The sequence below is a fragment of the Kitasatospora sp. NPDC051705 genome, from assembly GCF_044453265.1.
Taxonomy (GTDB): Bacteria; Actinomycetota; Actinomycetes; order Streptomycetales; family Streptomycetaceae; genus Kitasatospora.
This window is the reverse complement of the sequence record NZ_JBITCO010000006.1, coordinates 34,370-51,441: the sequence shown is the minus strand read 5'-3', so window position 1 is coordinate 51,441 and position 17,072 is coordinate 34,370. Positions and strand designations below refer to the sequence as shown.

The 17,072-nt window shown below is 71.9% G+C and carries 13 protein-coding genes and 3 tRNA genes; 14 read left to right on the top strand and 2 right to left on the bottom strand.

From position 1 onward, the window contains the following. The first annotated feature begins 899 nt into the window (after positions 1-899). The 12 genes from dnaN to ACIA8Q_RS09920 all read left to right on the top strand — a co-directional run bounded on the left by dnaN (position 900) and on the right by ACIA8Q_RS09920 (position 13,548). A complete protein-coding gene (gene dnaN / locus ACIA8Q_RS09975; protein WP_360212874.1) occupies positions 900-2,030 on the top strand; it encodes a DNA polymerase III subunit beta in 1,131 nt (376 codons plus the stop codon). Between the two features lie 181 nt (positions 2,031-2,211). Next, complete coding sequence (gene gnd / locus ACIA8Q_RS09970) at positions 2,212-3,087, top strand: phosphogluconate dehydrogenase (NAD(+)-dependent, decarboxylating) (RefSeq protein WP_360212876.1); 876 nt, start codon at positions 2,212-2,214, stop codon at positions 3,085-3,087. A 72-nt stretch (positions 3,088-3,159) separates the two neighbouring features. Then, positions 3,160-4,293, top strand: coding sequence for a DNA replication/repair protein RecF (gene recF, locus ACIA8Q_RS09965; protein WP_360212878.1), 1,134 nt, complete (start codon positions 3,160-3,162; stop codon positions 4,291-4,293). Between the two features lie 215 nt (positions 4,294-4,508). Continuing rightward, positions 4,509-5,051 carry a DciA family protein gene (locus tag ACIA8Q_RS09960; RefSeq protein WP_360212880.1) on the top strand — a complete coding sequence of 181 codons (543 nt, stop codon included), beginning with the start codon at positions 4,509-4,511 and terminating at the stop codon, positions 5,049-5,051. 257 nt (positions 5,052-5,308) lie between these two features. Further along, positions 5,309-7,324: a DNA topoisomerase (ATP-hydrolyzing) subunit B gene (gene gyrB, locus ACIA8Q_RS09955; protein ID WP_360212882.1), complete on the top strand. Its 2,016-nt coding sequence runs from the start codon at positions 5,309-5,311 to the stop codon at positions 7,322-7,324. A 133-nt stretch (positions 7,325-7,457) separates the two neighbouring features. Further along, positions 7,458-9,995: a DNA gyrase subunit A gene (gene gyrA / locus ACIA8Q_RS09950; RefSeq protein WP_387900758.1), complete on the top strand. Its 2,538-nt coding sequence runs from the start codon at positions 7,458-7,460 to the stop codon at positions 9,993-9,995. A 225-nt stretch (positions 9,996-10,220) separates the two neighbouring features. After that, positions 10,221-10,880 (top strand): DUF3566 domain-containing protein, encoded by a 660-nt coding sequence (locus tag ACIA8Q_RS09945; protein WP_360212886.1) that lies wholly within the window; start codon positions 10,221-10,223, stop codon positions 10,878-10,880. A gap of 261 nt (positions 10,881-11,141) precedes the next feature. Next, positions 11,142-12,539 carry a cyclopropane-fatty-acyl-phospholipid synthase family protein gene (locus ACIA8Q_RS09940; protein WP_360212888.1) on the top strand — a complete coding sequence of 466 codons (1,398 nt, stop codon included), beginning with the start codon at positions 11,142-11,144 and terminating at the stop codon, positions 12,537-12,539. 16 nt (positions 12,540-12,555) lie between these two features. Then, positions 12,556-12,632: transfer RNA gene (locus ACIA8Q_RS09935), tRNA-Ile, on the top strand. Between the two features lie 126 nt (positions 12,633-12,758). After that, positions 12,759-12,832: transfer RNA gene (locus tag ACIA8Q_RS09930), tRNA-Ile, on the top strand. Positions 12,833-13,135: 303 nt separating this feature from the next. Then, positions 13,136-13,264, top strand: coding sequence for a DLW-39 family protein (locus ACIA8Q_RS09925; RefSeq protein WP_014137031.1), 129 nt, complete (start codon positions 13,136-13,138; stop codon positions 13,262-13,264). 211 nt (positions 13,265-13,475) lie between these two features. Next, positions 13,476-13,548, top strand: a tRNA-Ala gene (locus ACIA8Q_RS09920). A gap of 106 nt (positions 13,549-13,654) precedes the next feature. On the opposite strand, the gene ACIA8Q_RS09915 is transcribed toward ACIA8Q_RS09920, so the two are convergent. Next, entirely contained in the window at positions 13,655-14,455 is an 801-nt protein-coding gene (locus ACIA8Q_RS09915; RefSeq protein WP_360212890.1) for a DUF5324 family protein, read from the bottom strand. 194 nt (positions 14,456-14,649) lie between these two features. Between ACIA8Q_RS09915 and ACIA8Q_RS09910 the strand changes: the two genes are divergently transcribed. Then, positions 14,650-15,528, top strand: a complete 879-nt coding sequence (locus tag ACIA8Q_RS09910) for a rhomboid family intramembrane serine protease (protein WP_360212892.1) — start codon at positions 14,650-14,652, stop codon at positions 15,526-15,528. A gap of 339 nt (positions 15,529-15,867) precedes the next feature. On the opposite strand, the gene crgA is transcribed toward ACIA8Q_RS09910, so the two are convergent. Beyond that, on the bottom strand, positions 15,868-16,119 hold the full coding sequence (gene crgA / locus ACIA8Q_RS09905; protein WP_360212894.1) for a cell division protein CrgA: 252 nt from the start codon (positions 16,117-16,119) through the stop codon (positions 15,868-15,870). A 172-nt stretch (positions 16,120-16,291) separates the two neighbouring features. Here crgA and ACIA8Q_RS09900 point away from each other — a divergent pair, with 172 nt between their 5' ends. Beyond that, positions 16,292-17,056, top strand: a complete 765-nt coding sequence (locus tag ACIA8Q_RS09900) for a DUF881 domain-containing protein (protein ID WP_360212896.1) — start codon at positions 16,292-16,294, stop codon at positions 17,054-17,056. Positions 17,057-17,072: the final 16 nt, after the last annotated feature.

Below are 17,072 nucleotides of genomic sequence, written 5' to 3'. Positions count from 1 at the left end.
AGCGATCCTGACGCCCTTTCCGCATATCCACAGGTGTGCGCCGGGCACCGGCTGGGCAGGGTTGTCCACGACGGACGCTCCACCAGTCCACAGCCAGCGCCGAACATCTGACCGGTGATTCGAAAACCGGGGCCGCGCAGGGCAGTTGTCCACAGGGTGGGAGCCGTCCCCGTGGTCCACAGGCCGGGGAGTCCGGAGTTATCCAGAATTCGTCCACAGCTCCGTCACCGCTACGCTCTTCCGCGCAGGTCAGGTGCCTGTGGACTTGTGCACAACGGTTATCCACAGGGTGTGGACAATTGACGGGCCGCCAGTGGGCCGTTCGGGTTATCCACCGGTTGTCCCCAGGGGCACCCCGGTTATCCCCAGGTTGTCCACAGCGCGGTCCACAGTTCGACAACCGTGGGGCTCCGTTCATACCCTGGTGTGAAAGGCGTCACGTGAAGTTGACCGAGGCCCGTGGATAACCGGGCCCGGATCTGGGGAAAGCCCTGGGGATAACCTGTGGATACCCAACGTGCCCTGTGGGTAACGCTCCGCTGTCCACAGCGGGCCCTGTCCGTCCACAGCCGCCGTCCACACGCACTGTGGACAAAAAACGGGCCTTGACCTGCGGAAACGGGGTTATCCACGGTTTCCACAGGCCCTACTACTACCACTACACATTTAGACCCATCGACTCGCTTGAAAGTGGGTGGGCCCCGAATCTGTGGACAACCGCGCCCCGACATCTGTTCGGGTTGCTTCCGCCCGTCTGCCCCGTCTGTCGGCGGAGTACGTCAGACTGTCCTCGGCGACTGGAAGCGGAGTGGCAGAGCTCGGCGGACAGCCAGACCGACGATCAAGATCAGACGAACCAGAGTGCGAGCGGGAGCGCTCGATCCAGGAGGCGGTTACCGGTGAAGTTCCGGGTGGAGCGTGACGTCCTCGCGGAGGCGGTGGCCTGGGCTGCCCGCAGCCTCCCGGCACGGCCGCCGGTGCCGGTGCTGGCCGGCCTGCTGCTGACGGCGCAGGACGGCAGCCTGGCGCTGTCCGGCTTCGACTACGAGGTCTCGGCCCGGGTCGAGCTGGAGGCGGACATCGAGGAGGCCGGCACCGTGCTGGTCTCCGGCCGCCTGCTGAACGACATCTCGCGGAACCTCCCCAACAGGCCTGTGGAGATCTCCACCGACGGCCAGCGGGTCAGCGTGGTCTGCGGCAGCTCGCGCTTCACCCTCCCCACCCTCCCGGTGGACGAGTACCCGGCACTGCCCCAGATGCCCACCGCCACCGGCACCGTCTCCGGCGACGTCTTCGCCTCCGCGGTCAGCCAGGCCGCGGTGGCCGCCGGCCGTGACGACACCCTCCCGGTGCTCACCGGTGTGCGGGTCGAGATCGAGGGCGACCGGATCACCCTGGCCGCCACCGACCGCTACCGCTTCGCGGTCCGCGAGCTGCTGTGGAAGCCCGAGCAGTCGGACATCTCCGCCGTCGCCCTGGTGCCGGCGAAGACCCTGCAGGACATCGCCAAGTCCCTGGGCAGCGGCGACAACGTCTCGATCGCGCTGTCCTCGGGCGGCGCGGGCGAGGGCCTGATCGGCTTCGAGGGCGCCGGCCGCCGGACCACCACCCGGCTGCTGGAGGGCGAGTTCCCCAAGTTCCGCAGCCTCTTCCCGACCGAGTTCAGCGCCGTCGCCGCGATCCAGACGCAGCCCTTCCTGGAGGCGCTCAAGCGCGTCTCGCTGGTCGCCGAGCGCAACACCCCGGTCCGGCTCAGCTTCGAGCAGGGCGTGCTGACCCTGGAGGCGGGCTCGGGCGACGACGCCCAGGCCACCGAGCGGATCGACGCCGACCTCGAGGGCGACGACATCTCGATCGCCTTCAACCCGGGCTACCTGGAGGAGGGCCTCAAGGCCATCGACTCCGCCTACGCCCAGCTCAGCTTCACCACCCCGACCAAGCCCGCCCTGCTCAGCGGCAAGGCCTCGGTGGACGCCGAGGAGGACCGGGCGTACCAGTACCTGATCATGCCGGTCCGCCTCTCCGGCTGACTCTGCGGCTGAGCCCGCCCGCGCGGGATCCACAGGCTGTGCACACCCGCTGTGCACAGCCTGTGGACGTCTCCCCCGGTCGGCCCGACCACCAGGAGCCGGCACCGCTCCACCGCGTAGGCTCGGGGCGTGCGGCAACGGCGCCGCCGGCAGGCACGTCACCACAGGTAAGGACTTGGTCATGGAGCTCGGCCTCATCGGTCTCGGCAAGATGGGCGGCAACATGCGCGAGCGGATCCGCCGCGCCGGCCACACCGTCATCGGCTACGACCGCAACCCGGACATCTCCGACGTCGAGAGCCTGCAGGAACTCGTCACCAAGCTCGAGGGCCCCCGGGTGGTCTGGGTGATGGTCCCGGCCGGCGCCGCCACCCAGGCGACCGTCGACGAGCTCGCCGAGCTGCTCTCCCCCGGCGACGTGGTCGTCGACGGCGGCAACTCCCGCTGGACCGACGACGTCAAGCACGCCGAGGCGCTGGCCGCCAAGGGCATCGGCTTCGTGGACTGCGGCGTCTCCGGCGGCGTCTGGGGCCTGGAGAACGGCTACGCCCTGATGTACGGCGGCGACGCCGAGCACGTGGCCAAGGTCCTGCCGGTCTTCGACGCGCTCAAGCCCGAGGGCGACTTCGGCTCGGTGCACGCGGGCGCGGTCGGCGCCGGCCACTTCGCCAAGATGGTCCACAACGGCATCGAGTACGCGATGATGCAGGCCTTCGCCGAGGGCTGGGAGCTGCTCGAGGCCGCCCCCGAGGTCACCGACGTGCGCGAGGTCTTCCGCAGCTGGCAGGAGGGCACCGTCATCCGCTCCTGGCTGCTGGACCTCGCCGTCCGCGCCCTGGACGAGGACGAGCACCTGGCCAAGCTGCGCGGCTGGGCCGCCGACTCCGGCGAGGGCCGCTGGACGGTCGAGGCCGCGATCGACCACGCGGTGCCGCTGCCGGCGATCACCGCCTCGCTGTTCGCGCGCTTCGCCTCCCGGCAGGACGACTCGCCGCAGATGAAGATGATCGCCGCGCTGCGCAACCAGTTCGGCGGCCACGCGGTCGAGTCCAAGTAAGCAGGAAACGCGCCGCCCGGGGGCCCTCCCCCGGGCGGGCACGTCCACAGAAGGCGAGCGCAGTCCACAGCCATGCACGTCGCGCACCTGTCGCTCGCCGACTTCCGGTCGTACACCCTGGCCGAGGTTCCCCTCGACCCGGGCGTGACGGCCTTCGTCGGTCCCAACGGCCAGGGCAAGACCAACCTGGTCGAGGCGATCGGCTACGTCGCCACCCTGGGCAGCCACCGGGTCGCCACCGACGCCCCGCTGATCCGGCTGGGCGCCGAGCGGGCGGTGATCCGCACCTCGGTGGTGGACCGCGGCCGCTCCACGCTGGTCGAGCTGGAGCTCGCCCCCGGCAAGGCCAACCGGGCCCGGATCAACCGCTCCGACAACGTCCGCCCGCGCGACGTGCTGGGCCTGCTGCGCACCGTGCTGTTCGCCCCCGAGGACCTCAGCCTCGTCAAGGGCGACCCGGGCGAGCGCCGCCGCTTCCTGGACGAGCTGCTGACCGCCCGGGCCCCCCGGCTGGCCGGGGTCCGGCAGGACTACGAGCGCGTGCTCAAGCAGCGCAACGCCCTGCTGAAGACCGCCGCGATGGCCCGCCGGGCCGGCGGCGGCAAGGGCGCCGACCTCTCCACCCTGGAGGTCTGGGACGGCCACCTGGCCAGGGCCGGAGCCGAGCTGACGGCCTTCCGGATCCAGCTGGTGGCCGCGCTGCAGCCGCTGGTGACGGCCGCCTACGGGCGGCTGGCGCCCGGCGGCGGGGAGACCGCGCTGGAGTACCGCAGCTCCTTCGAGGGCGAGCTGCCGACCAGCCGGGAGCAGGCCGAGGAACAGCTGCTGGGGGCGCTGCAGGCGGTCCGGAAGCAGGAGGTCGAGCGCGGGATCACCCTGGTCGGCCCGCACCGCGACGAGCTGGTGCTCAAGCTCGGCCCGCTGCCGGCCAAGGGCTACGCCAGCCACGGGGAGTCCTGGTCGTTCGCGCTGGCGCTGCGGCTGGCCTCGTACGAGCTGCTGCGCGCCGACGGCGGGGAGCCGGTGCTGATCCTGGACGACGTGTTCGCCGAGCTGGACGCCGCCCGCCGGGACCGGCTGGCCGAGCTGGTCGCCGACGGCGAGCAGGTGCTGGTCACCGCGGCGGTCGCCGAGGACGTGCCGAAGGCGCTGGCCGGTGCCCGGTTCGCGGTCGCCGACGGCGCCGTCCGCCGGATCGACGCCTAGGGCACCCGCCCGCCTGCCCGCCCGGCCGCCCGAACGCCCGCTCGTCCGGGCACCCGAGCGCCCGGCCCCCCTCCGCCCGGTCGGGCCGCCGCCCCCGTCCGTCCGGTTCCCACCCGTCACACCCGTCCCCCGGGCCCGCGCGCTCCCGTAGGCTGGACGGCTCATCGGCGCGCGACCGCGACCGTTGTCCACAGGCTGGGGAAAAGGAGATCGCCGTGAGCGAGTCCGCGGAGCAGCGGCCCGCCGGGCCCGGTGACGCGGCGCCCACCGGCGCCGACCTCGCCCGCTCGGCGCTGCGGGCGGCCCGGGCCAACGCCCGCCAGCGCGGCGAGCAGGTGCGGGAGAAGCGCGAGGCGAAGCGGTACGGCCTGCGCAGCGGCGCCCGCTCGGACGGCCGCGACCCCGTCCCGCTGGGTGCGGCACTGAACCGGCTGCTGACCGAGCGCGGCTGGGAGTCCTCGGCCGCGGTCGGCGGAGTGATGGGCCGCTGGCCGCAGATCGTCGGCCCGGACATCGCCGCGCACTGCCACCCCTCCTCCTTCGACGACACCGCCGCGGTCCTCACCGTGCAGTGCGACTCCACCGCATGGGCCACCCAACTACGGTGGCTGGCAAAGCAGTTGGTGGCCCGTCTGAACCACGAGCTGGGGCACGGCACGGTCCGCACCATCAAGGTCCTCGGCCCGGCGGCACCCGCTCGCGGCTACGGCCGGCTGCGGGCGCCGGGGAGCAAGGGGCCGGGCGACACCTGGGGCTGACCGGTGCCGGCCCGGCCCCGACCGGACCACGATCTTCCGGAACCCCTGACAGCCCTTCCAGGCGCTCTGGGCCCCCGGGGCGAGTATCGGGACATGTGCAGAGGGGATTCAGGGCGGCGTATCTGCCTTCAAGGGCTGCCAAACGCCCATCTCTGTCAGTCGTACCGGTAGACTGAGAGCCAAACACTGTTGCTAGTGGCAACCGAGTCGAAACGCCGTGGTCGCACGCTCGCCCGCACGGGGCGGGAATGCGGCCCGTGCTGTGCCAGAGAGGGCGCTTCGTGGCCGATTCCGGCAACCCCAGCCAGACCCCAGACCAGACCGACCAGGCTTCCTACACCGGTAGCAACATCCAGGTGCTGGAAGGCCTCGACGCCGTCCGCAAGCGCCCCGGCATGTACATCGGCTCCACCGGCGAGCGCGGCCTGCACCACCTGGTGCAGGAGGTCGTGGACAACTCCGTCGACGAGGCGATGGCGGGGTACGCCGACACCATCGACGTCACGATCATGCCCGACGGTGCGATCCGCGTCGTCGACAACGGCCGAGGCATCCCGGTGGACATCGTCCCCGGTCAGGACAAGCCCGCCGTCGAGGTCGTGCTCACGGTCCTGCACGCCGGCGGCAAGTTCGGCGGCGGCGGCTACGCGGTCTCCGGTGGTCTGCACGGCGTCGGCGTCTCCGTGGTGAACGCGCTGTCCACCCGGCTCTCCGTGGAGATCCACAAGGACGGCCACATCTGGACCCAGGACTACAAGATGGGCGCGCCGGTCGCCCCCCTGGTCAAGGGCGAGCAGACCGACCGGACGGGCACCACGGTGACCTTCTGGGCGGACGGCGACATCTTCGAGACCACCGTCTACTCCTTCGAGACGCTCTCCCGGCGCTTCCAGGAGATGGCCTTCCTCAACAAGGGCCTGTCGATCTCGCTGACCGACGAGCGCCCCGAGCACGTCGACGAGGACGGCAAGCCGCTCACCGTCACGTACAAGTACGACGGCGGCATCGCCGACTTCGTCGCCCACCTCAACTCCCGCAAGGGCGAGGTCGTCCACCCCTCGGTGATCGACTTCGAGGCCGAGGACAAGGACAAGGCGATCTCGGTGGAGGTCGCGATGCAGTGGAACTCCTCGTACACCGAGGGGGTCTACAGCTTCGCCAACACCATCCACACCCACGGCGGCGGCACCCACGAGGAGGGCTTCCGCGCCGCGCTGACCGGCCTGGTCAACCGCTACGCGCGGGACAAGAAGCTGCTCCGCGAGAAGGACGACAACCTCTCCGGCGAGGACATCCGCGAGGGCCTGACCGCGATCATCTCGGTCAAGCTCGGCGAGCCGCAGTTCGAGGGCCAGACCAAGGACAAGCTGGGCAACACCGAGGCCAAGACCTTCGTCCAGAAGGTCGTCCACGAGCAGCTCAACGACTGGCTGGACCGCAACCCCAACGAGGCCGCGGACATCATCCGCAAGTCCATCCAGGCCGCCACCGCGCGCGTCGCCGCCCGCAAGGCCCGCGACCTGACGCGCCGCAAGGGCCTGCTGGAGTCCGCCTCGCTGCCGGGCAAGCTCTCCGACTGCCAGTCCAAGGACCCGTCCGAGTGCGAGATCTTCATCGTCGAGGGTGACTCCGCCGGCGGCTCGGCCAAGCAGGGCCGCGACCCGCGCACCCAGGCCATCCTGCCGATCCGCGGCAAGATCCTGAACGTCGAGAAGGCCCGGATCGACAAGGTGCTGCAGAACACCGAGGTCCAGGCGCTGATCTCGGCCTTCGGCTGCGGCATCCAGGAGGACTACGACGACGCCAAGCTCCGCTATCACAAGATCGTCCTGATGGCGGACGCCGACGTCGACGGACAGCACATCCGCACCCTGCTGCTCACCCTGCTGTTCCGCTTCATGCGGCCGCTGGTCGAGTCCGGCTACGTGTACCTCGCCATGCCCCCGCTGTACAAGATCAAGTGGGGCAAGGACGACTTCGAGTACGCCTACTCCGACCGCGAGCGCGACGCGGTCATCGCGGCCGGCGTGGAGGCCGGGCGCCGGCTGCCCAAGGACGACGCGATCCAGCGCTTCAAGGGTCTCGGCGAGATGAACGCCGAGGAGCTCCGGGTCACCACCATGGACGCCGAGCACCGGCTGCTGCTCCAGGTCACCCTGGAGGACGCCGCCCGTGCCGACGAGCTGTTCTCCGTGCTGATGGGCGAGGACGTCGAGGCGCGCCGCTCCTTCATCCAGCGCAACGCCAAGGACGTCCGCTTCCTGGACGTGTGACGCCGCCCGACCCGGCAGCGAGCACGTACCAGTCCGCGTGAAAGGAAACTGACCACCAGTGGTCGACGACAACCGTCCCGACGGCGAACAGCCCGAGACCCCCCAGGCCGCCGAGGCCACCGCCCAGACGACGATGCGCATCGAGCCGGTCGAGCTCGAGACCGAGATGCAGCGGTCCTACCTCGACTACGCGATGAGCGTGATCGTCAGCCGGGCGCTCCCCGAGGTCCGCGACGGCCTCAAGCCGGTGCACCGACGCGTGCTCTACGCGATGTACGACGGCGGGTACCGCCCCGAGAAGGGCTACTACAAGTGCGCCCGCGTCGTCGGCGACGTGATGGGCAACTACCACCCGCACGGCGACACCTCGATCTACGACACCGTGGTCCGGCTGGCCCAGCCGTGGTCGCTGCGGATGCCGCTGGTCGACGGCAACGGCAACTTCGGCTCCCCGGGCAACGACCCGGCCGCGGCCATGCGCTACACCGAGTGCAAGATGATGCCGCTGGCCATGGAGATGATGCGCGACATCGACGAGGAGACCGTCGACTTCGCCGCCAACTACGACGGCCGCTCGCAGGAGCCCACCGTCCTGCCCGCGCGCATCCCCAACCTGCTGGTCAACGGTGCCACCGGCATCGCGGTCGGCATGGCCACCAACATCCCGCCGCACAACCTGCGCGAGGTCGCCTCCGGCGCGCTCTGGGCGCTGGAGCACCCGGACGCCTCCAACGAGGAGCTGCTCGAGGCGCTGATCGAGCGGATCAAGGGCCCCGACTTCCCCACCGGCGCGCTGATCGTCGGCCGCCGCGGGATCGACGACTACTGCCGCACCGGCCGCGGTTCGGTCACCATGCGCGCCGTGGTCGAGGTCGAGGAGATCCAGGGCCGCCAGTGCCTGGTCATCACCGAGCTGCCCTACCAGGTCAACCCGGACAACCTCGCGCTGAAGATCGCCGACCTGGTCAAGGACGGCAAGATCGCCGGCATCGCCGACGTCCGCGACGAGTCCTCGTCCCGCACCGGCACCCGCCTGGTGGTCGTGCTCAAGCGCGACGCCGTCGCCAAGGTCGTGCTGAACAACCTGTACAAGCACACCGAGCTGCAGACCAACTTCGGCGCCAACATGCTGGCCCTGGTCGACGGCGTGCCGCGCACGCTGGCGCTGGACGCCTTCATCCGGCACTGGGTCAACCACCAGGTCGAGGTCATCGTCCGGCGCACCACCTTCCGCCTGCGCAAGGCGGAGGAGCGCGCCCACATCCTGCGCGCCCTGCTGCGCGCCCTGGACGTGATCGACGAGGTCATCGCGCTGATCCGGGCCTCGGCGAGCGCCGACGCCGCCCGCACCGGCCTGATGGGCCTGCTGGGGATCGACGAGCTCCAGGCCAACGCCATCCTGGAGATGCAGCTGCGCCGCCTGGCCGCCCTGGAGCGCCAGCGGATCACCGACGAGCACGACGAGCTGCAGCGCAAGATCGACGAGTACAACGCGATCCTGGCCTCGCCGACCCGCCAGCGGGAGATCATCTCCGAGGAGCTCACCGCGATCGTCGAGAAGTACGGCGACGAGCGGCGCTCCACCCTCATCCCCTCCGACGGCGACCTCTCCATCGAGGACCTCATCGCCGAGGAGGACATCGTCGTCACGATCACCCGCGGCGGCTACGTCAAGCGGACCCGCTCCGACCTCTACCGCTCGCAGAAGCGCGGCGGCAAGGGCGTGCGCGGTGCCCAGCTGAAGCAGGACGACATCGTCGACCACTTCTTCGTGACGACGACCCACAACTGGATCCTCTTCTTCACCAACAAGGGCCGGGTCTACCGGGCCAAGGGCTACGAGCTGCCGGACGCCGGGCGCGACGCCCGCGGCCAGCACGTCGCCAACCTGCTGGCCTTCCAGCCGGAGGAGCACATCGCCCAGGTGATGGCCGTCCGGACGTACGAGGACAAGCCGTACCTGGTCCTCGCCACCCGGGCCGGCCTGGTGAAGAAGTCCCCGCTGAAGGACTACGACTCCCCGCGCTCCGGCGGCCTGATCGCGATCAACCTGCGCCAGGACGACGAGGGCCGGGACGACGAGCTGATCGGCGCCGAGCTGGTCTCCTCCGAGGACGACCTGCTGCTGGTCTCCAAGAAGGCCCAGTCGATCCGCTTCACCGCGACCGACGACGCCCTGCGGCCGACCGGCCGCGCCACCTCCGGCGTCAAGGGCATGGCCTTCCGCGAGGACGACGAGATGCTCTCGATGAACGTCGTCCGGCCGGGGACGTACGTCTTCACCGCGACCGACGGCGGGTACGCCAAGCGCACCGGCGTGGACGAGTACCGTGTCCAGGGACGCGGCGGCTACGGCACCAAGGCGGCGAAGATCGTCGAGGGCCGGGGCTCGCTGGTCGGGGCGCTCGTGGTCGACGACACCGACGAGATCATGGCGATCACCCTGTCGGGTGGGGTGATCCGCACCAGGGTTTCCGAAGTTCGTGAAACCGGACGTGACACCATGGGCGTCCAACTGATCAACCTCGGAAAGCGCGACGCGGTCGTGGGCATGGCCCGCAACGCGGAGGCCGAGGACGAGGAGACGGCGGAGGACGAGGTCGCGGACACCGCGTCCACCGAGACGGCCGAGGGTACGGAGACGGTGGCCGGCGGCGACGCCGAGGCCTGAACCGAACCGCGGACCGGCGCCGTCGCGTCCAGAGAGAGGACGCGGCGGCTCCGGTCGCCGACCAGTTCCGGGCAATCCCGCCGGGCGCTGGATGACGAGTGACGAAGCAGGGCGGTGCCGCCGCCCTGGTGGGAAGTGCGGGAGGACCAGGTGAGTGGAGCCACGGGTGCTGCGGGAGGACCCTCCGGCGGCCGTCCGGGCGCGCAGGGCGGGGGTGGGTACGGCGTGCCCCAGCCGCCGGCCGAGCACTCGGCCGCGTCCACCTCGCTGATGCCACCGGTGGGCGGAGCGGGCCAGGGCGGCGCGACCTACGGCGGTCAGACGCCCCCGCCGCCGAGCGCACCGGCGCCCGGCTCGGGCGGCTTCTCGCAGCCGACCACCTACGCCAAGGGGCAGCCGACCCCGGCCCGGGGCACCCGGACCGGCGGCACCACCCCGCCCGGCGGCACGCCCGTCCCGGGCGCCGCGCGCCGTCCGGCCGCGGCCCCCGCGGCCGCCGGTCCCGGCCTCGGCCGGACCCGCAAGGCCCGGCTGCGGGTGACCAAGGCCGACCCGTGGTCCGTGATGAAGGTCAGCTTCCTGCTGTCGCTGGCGGTCGGGATCATCATCATCGTGGCCGCGGCGGTGCTGTGGATGACGCTCGACTCGCTCGGCGTCTTCGACTCGCTGACCAAGACCCTGAAGGACGTCACCGGCTCGGACAGCACCGGCGGCCTGAACCTGATGGACTACGTGGGCTTCGGCAAGGTGATGACCTTCACCGCGCTGATCGCCGTGGTCGACGTCGTGCTGCTGACCGCGCTGTCCACGCTCTCGGCGTTCATCTACAACGCGGCGGCCGGCTTCACCGGCGGCATCGAGCTGACGCTGGCCGAGGAGGACTGACCCCGGGTCGGTTCCTGATCCGGGCTCAGCCCGCCGTCCACGGACGGAATGACCGGGCCCCGCAGGCTGTTCCAGCCTGTGGGGCCCGTCGGCATTTCGGGTGACAGCCGGCCGCCCGCGGCGTGCCGCCCGGAAACGGGCCGGCCGCGGTGGGTTTAGCTGGACGCCGCCCGGTCCAGGTCTGGGAGTGCCGCAGGCCGCCCCCCGGTCCGCCCGACCGGGCCGGAGGACGTTCCGCAGGACGGCTGGACGGAGGCGCACGTGGCGAAGCTCGCAGATCGACTGGTCGGGGCCGTGGAGGGGCTGCTGGGGGTGCCGGCACCGCTGCGGCTGCAGGTCTGGGACGGCAGCGCGGCCGGGCCGCCGGGAGCCCCCACCGTGGTCCTGCGCAACCGCCGGGCGCTGCGCCGGCTGCTCTGGCAGCCGGGCGAGCTGGGCCTGGCCCGGGCCTACGTCGCGGGGGACCTGGAGGTCGCCCCCGACTCCGACCTCTACGAGGTGCTCTCGGCCGTCGGCCGGTTCGGCGAGCTCCCGGAGATCCGCACGCTGCGGCTCGGCCCGGGCGAGGTGCTCGGCGAGCCGGGCCGGCGCGCCCTGACGGCCGTGCTGCGGGCCGGGGCGCTCGGCCCGGAGCCGACGCCGCCGCCGGAGGAGGTCCGCCGGGCCCGCGGACGGCTGCACAGCCGGGGCAGGGACCGCGCGGCCATCAGCCACCACTACGACGTCGGCAACGACTTCTACGGGCTCGTGCTGGGCCCCTCGATGGTCTACTCGTGCGCCTACTGGACGCCGGAGGCGAAGAGCCTGGAGGCCGCCCAGGAGGCCAAGCTCGACCTGGTCTGCCGCAAGCTCGGCCTGCGCCCCGGCATGCGCCTGCTGGACGTGGGCTGCGGCTGGGGCTCGCTGCTGCTGCACGCGGCCCGGCACTACGGCGTCACCGCCGTCGGCGTCTCCATCTCCCGGGAACAGGTCGCGCTGGCCCGCCACCGGGTCGAGGAGGCCGGTCTGGCCGACCGGGTGGAGGTCCGGCTCCAGGACTACCGGGAGGTCCCCGACCGCCCCTTCGACGCGATCTCCAGCATCGGGATGGCCGAGCACGTCGGCTCCGTGCAGTACCGGGCCTACGCCGAGGGCCTGTACCGGCTGCTGGTGCCCGGCGGCCGGCTGCTCAACCACCAGATCGCCCGCCGCCCCGACCACCCCGGCGAGCCCTACCGCCCCAGTCCCTTCATCGACCGCTACGTCTTCCCCGACGGCGAGCTCTCCCCGGTCGGTTCCACCGTGGCCCGGCTGGAGGAGGCCGGCTTCGAGGTCCGGGACGTCGAGTCGCTGCGCGAGCACTACGGGCTGACCCTGCGCGAGTGGGTGGCCAACCTGGAGGCCCGCTGGACGGAGGCGGTCGGACTGGTCGGCCGCGGCCGGGCCCGGGTCTGGCGGCTGTACATGGCCGCCAGCGCGCTCGCCTTCGAGCAGAACCGGATCGGGGTCAACCAGGTCCTCGCCGTCCGCAGCACCGACGCGGGCGCGGCCGGACTCCCGCCGACCCGCGGGGAGTGGCTGCTGGGCCGCCCGGCCGTCGGGGCGTCGCCGCTGGTCGGGGGAGTCCGCGCGGCGGCCCCCGCCGACCCGGATTTGGGGGATCGGCCATCGGTCCGCTAATCTTTCAGTGCGGCAAGGGCCTATAGCTCAGACGGTTAGAGCGCTTCCCTGATAAGGAAGAGGCCACAGGTTCAAGTCCTGTTAGGCCCACCACCGCGAAGGGTCCGGAGCCATGTGCTCCGGGCCCTTCGGCGTTCCGCGCGGACGCCGGCCGGAGCCGGGGGTTCGACCGGATGTCACCGCCGGCCGGTTGTTCCGGTAACCTTTGCCGCGTGGCAGGGGCCTATAGCTCAGACGGTTAGAGCGCTTCCCTGATAAGGAAGAGGCCACAGGTTCAAGTCCTGTTAGGCCCACCTCCACGAGGGGCCCGGAGTGCAGCACTCCGGGCCCCTCGGCGTTTCCCCGGCCCGGCCCGGTCCGGGCGGCCCGACCGGTACGACAGGAGGTGCGGCGTCAATCCTCGGCCCGGACCCCCGGGTTGGCCGCAGCGGTGGCTGGTCACGATTGGGACACCGGTGTGTATCATCGGCCGCAAGGGCGGTCCGGCACCCGACAGCCCGTTTGCGCTCGAAACACATCTGGACTCGTCGGCCCGGTCACTCCGGCCGGAGCACCGGCTCCTGAGTCCGCCAACGCAAGAAGGACGAGGTCCCGCGGTGAAGAAGCTTCTCCTGGTCGCCCTGGTCGCCCTCGGCGGCTTCTTTGTCTACCGTCAGGTCCAGGCGGACCGCGCCGAGCAGGACCTGTGGACCGAGGCCACCGACCCGGTTCCGGCCGGTCGCTGAGCCCGGACGATCTGACGATCGACGATCTCCGGAGGCGCACGACCGCGCCTCCCGGGCCGGCCGGCCCGGTCACCCGACCGGATCGGCCGCGCCCCAGGCACCGCCCGGACACCGCCTCGGCGGCTGGTCCGGTCGGCCCGGGGGGACGGCGCTGGGAAACGCGCCGGAACCCGGTACGCTAGTGCCCGTCGGCACCCGCGGTGCCTGACGAGGGGCATTAGCTCAGTTGGTAGAGCGCTGCCTTTGCAAGGCAGATGTCAGGAGTTCGAGTCTCCTATGCTCCACAGTTCCACGCAGTCGTGACGCAGATCGGCCGCTGACCTGAATCCGGGTCAGCGGCCGATCTGCGTTCCGGCGGGCCCCGCCGGTCGGGCGGGGCCGTTGCGGCGGTCAGTGGTGCTTGCGCGGGTCGTGCGGCTTGGGGCGGTCGTCCTCGGCGGGCCGGCCGGGCGGCGGGCCGGGTTCGGCGTCCCCGGTGCCGTTGCCGTTGCCGGCAGCCGGCGGGGTGACCGCCGGGCCGTTCGCGGCGTCCGCGGCGGTGACCCCGGCCGGGCCCGCGCCGCCCGCCGCGTGGGCGCCGGCCGGCCGGCCGGCCGCCCCGGTCGGGGGCTCCACCAGCCACTCCGGGTTGCTGTGCCGGCGCCACCACTGCCACGCCAGCACGCCGCTGCCGACCGCCACCGCGCCGGCCACGGCGAGCCCGGTGGCGCAGCGGTTGCGGTGCCGGCGCCGGGCGTTGCGGGCGGCGAGGTCGCTGATCTCGGCCGAGGTGACGTTGCCCTGCAGGGCGGTGAAGGCGGCGGCGCCGCGGGTCTGCGCCTCCTGGGCGACCGGGACGACGACGGCCCGGGCGTCCTCGACGGCCTGGGCGACCCTGGGGCCGACCGTGGAGCGGGCCTGGTCGGCGGCGTGGGCGGCGGACAGCCGGGCCGCCAGAGCGGCCTCCTGGGCCCGGTGGAGGGCCTTCAGGGTGCTCTTCTGGGCCTCCGGCGGCAGGCTGGCGAAGAGGTGACCGAACTGCGGCGCGAGGTGCCGGTCGTACTGGACGCGGAGGCCCTGGGCGGCCTGGGCGGCCTTCGGCCCGAGGGCGTCCATGGCGGGGCCCAGGCGTTGCCTCGCGCCGTCCGCGAACTGCGCGGCGGTGTCCCGGGTCTTGGTGGCCGTCTCACGAGCCGAGTCCGAAAAGGTCACGAGTCTCTCCTCCTGGGTGGCGTCCTTTACGCACATATCCACCTGAATGCTGATCATGCATCCTGATTTGTCCACCGGCACTCCGGAGTGGGCCGTCTGCGGGGCCCGGGTACCGGCCCTCGGGGCGCCCGGGGCGCGAAGCCCCGGCAGTAGGCTGACGGCCTCGCTGGTAGCGCACGGGAAGGGGAACGCCGATGCTCCCGGACGATCGGACACCGGAGGCCGCGACGGGCTGCTGCTACCGGCACCCGGGGACGGCCACCGGCGTCCGCTGCACCCGCTGCGACCGGCCGATCTGCCCGGAGTGCATGGTGCCCGCCGCGGTGGGCTTCCAGTGCCCCGGGTGCGTCGGGGACGGGCACCGGGGGGCGCGCCGGGCGACCACCCGGTTCGGCGGGGCCCCGGGCGCGGGCGACGCACTGGTCACCAGGGTGCTGGTCGGGATCAACGCGGTGGTCTTCGTCCTGGCCGCCTACGTCCTCGCGCCGCGGCTCGGGCAGGTCTGGGAGCTGTACAGCGTCGGGCGGGGCGTCGCCGGCGGGCCGGAGGGCGTGGCCGCCGGCCCGGACCAGTGGTACCGCCTGCTGACCGCCGCCTTCCTGCACCTCCAGTGGTGGCACGTCGGCCTGAACATGCTGGTGCTGCTCCGGCTCGGCCCCGAGCTGGAGGAGGCGCTCGGCCGGCTGCGCTTCCTGGCCCTCTACCTGCTCTCCGGACTCGGCGGCAGCGCCCTGGCCTTCCTGGTGTCGGGCGACGGCCTGCGGACGGTGGGCGCCTCCGGCGCGATCTTCGGCCTGATCGGCGCCACGGTGGTGATGCGGCTGCGCGACCGGGGACCGCTGGCCTGGGTGGTGGCCTTCCTGGTGTTCAACCTGGTGATCACCTTCGCCCGGTCGGACGTGATCGACTGGCGGGCGCACCTCGGCGGCCTCTTCGTGGGCGGCCTGACGGCGGCCGGGCTGATGTACGCGCCGCGCGAGCGGCGCGGCCCGCTCCAGGCGCTGACCGTGCTGGGGGCGGTGGCCGTGGTGGCGGCGATGGTGATGATCGGGATGGCCCGCTACGGCGCGTGACGCCGCCGGGGGGTTGTCCACAGCGGGTGCGGGGTTGTGCACAGGCTGTTCCGCGCCCCCGTGGTGAACTGCTGTTCTACGCGTGTCCTGCTGTGCGGTTCCCCCGGACCGGGGGAGTTGTGCACAGCTGTGGACAGTCCGCGGACACCTGGTTATCCACAGGCTGGGGAGACTTTTCCCCACTGTGGATAACCATGTGGATAAGCGCGACAACCCGATTGTCGGGATAGCGCATCGGATGGGCGTCCGGGCCCGGACACGCCTGACCGCCGCCCCGGGTCACGCGGTCCGGAGCGGCGGGAGGGGAGGCCCGGTGCGGGCCTCAGGACGAGCGGGAGGTCACTTCCACTGGGTGGAGACGCCGAACCCCGCGGCGATGAACCCGAAGCCCACCAGGATGTTCCAGTTCCGCCAGCTCTCGATCGGGTAGCTGCCGCTGGTCACGTAGTAGGTGACGATCCACACCAGGCCGATCAGGAACAGTGCCAGCATCAGCGGCGCGACCCAACTACGGCCCGAACTGATCTTCACCGCGGCGGCCGTGGTCGGCGGGGTGTAGTCGGACTTCTTGCGGAGTCGAGACTTCGGCACGAGGAGCTCTCCTGTCGATGCGCTGTGAGACCGCGCAGAGGTGCAGCGGGGGTTCGAGTCGGCGGTGGTGGGCTGTGGGGAACGCTACGGGGACCGTTCCCGCAGTCGCCACCGGCGTCCGTTAGCGTAGTGGCTCGGCGGGTCTTAAGGAGATAAGGGTACGGTGCCTAATTTGTCGATTCCCCCTCGGCCGACCGCCACCCGCCGCTCCCGCACCCGAATTGTCGGACGTGCCCTGACCTGCGCCGTCTTCGCGCTCGCCGGACTGCTCTTCTACATCAGCGCGCAGACCGCCCGCGGCACCGACCTGCGGACCGACAACTCGCTGCTCAGCCTCGGCGACGTGATACGCCAGCGCAGCGCGCAGAACCAGCAGGCCCAGGCCCAGCTCAGCGACCTCCAGGCCCGCGCCCAGGAGCTCACCGGCCAGCAGGGCCGCAACCCCGCCGACGCCGCCCGGATGGACGGCCTGCGGCTCGGCGCGGCCCTGGAACCGCTGCAGGGCGGCGGCCTGACCGTCACCCTCAACGACGCCCCGCCGAACGCCACCGCGCGGATCCCGAACGTCCCGGAGCCCGGCGTCAACGACCTGGTCATCCACCAGCAGGACATCCAGGCGGTGGTCAACGCGCTGTGGCGGGGCGGCGCCGAGGGCGTCCAGGTGATGGACCAGCGGCTGGTCGCCACCAGCGCCGTCCGCTGCGTCGGCAACACCCTGCTGCTCCAGGGCCGGGTCTACTCGCCGCCCTACGTGGTCCGGGCGGTGGGCCGGACCGACGCCCTGCGGGCGGCCGTGGACACCGATCCGACGATCCGCAACTACCTGCAGTACGTCCAGGCGTACGGGCTCGGCTGGAAGGTCCAGGAGAGCGGCGACCTGACCCTTCCCGGCTACACCGGCACCACCGAGCTGCGATCGGCCGGCGGACAGCAGTGACGGGACCGGCCTCCCG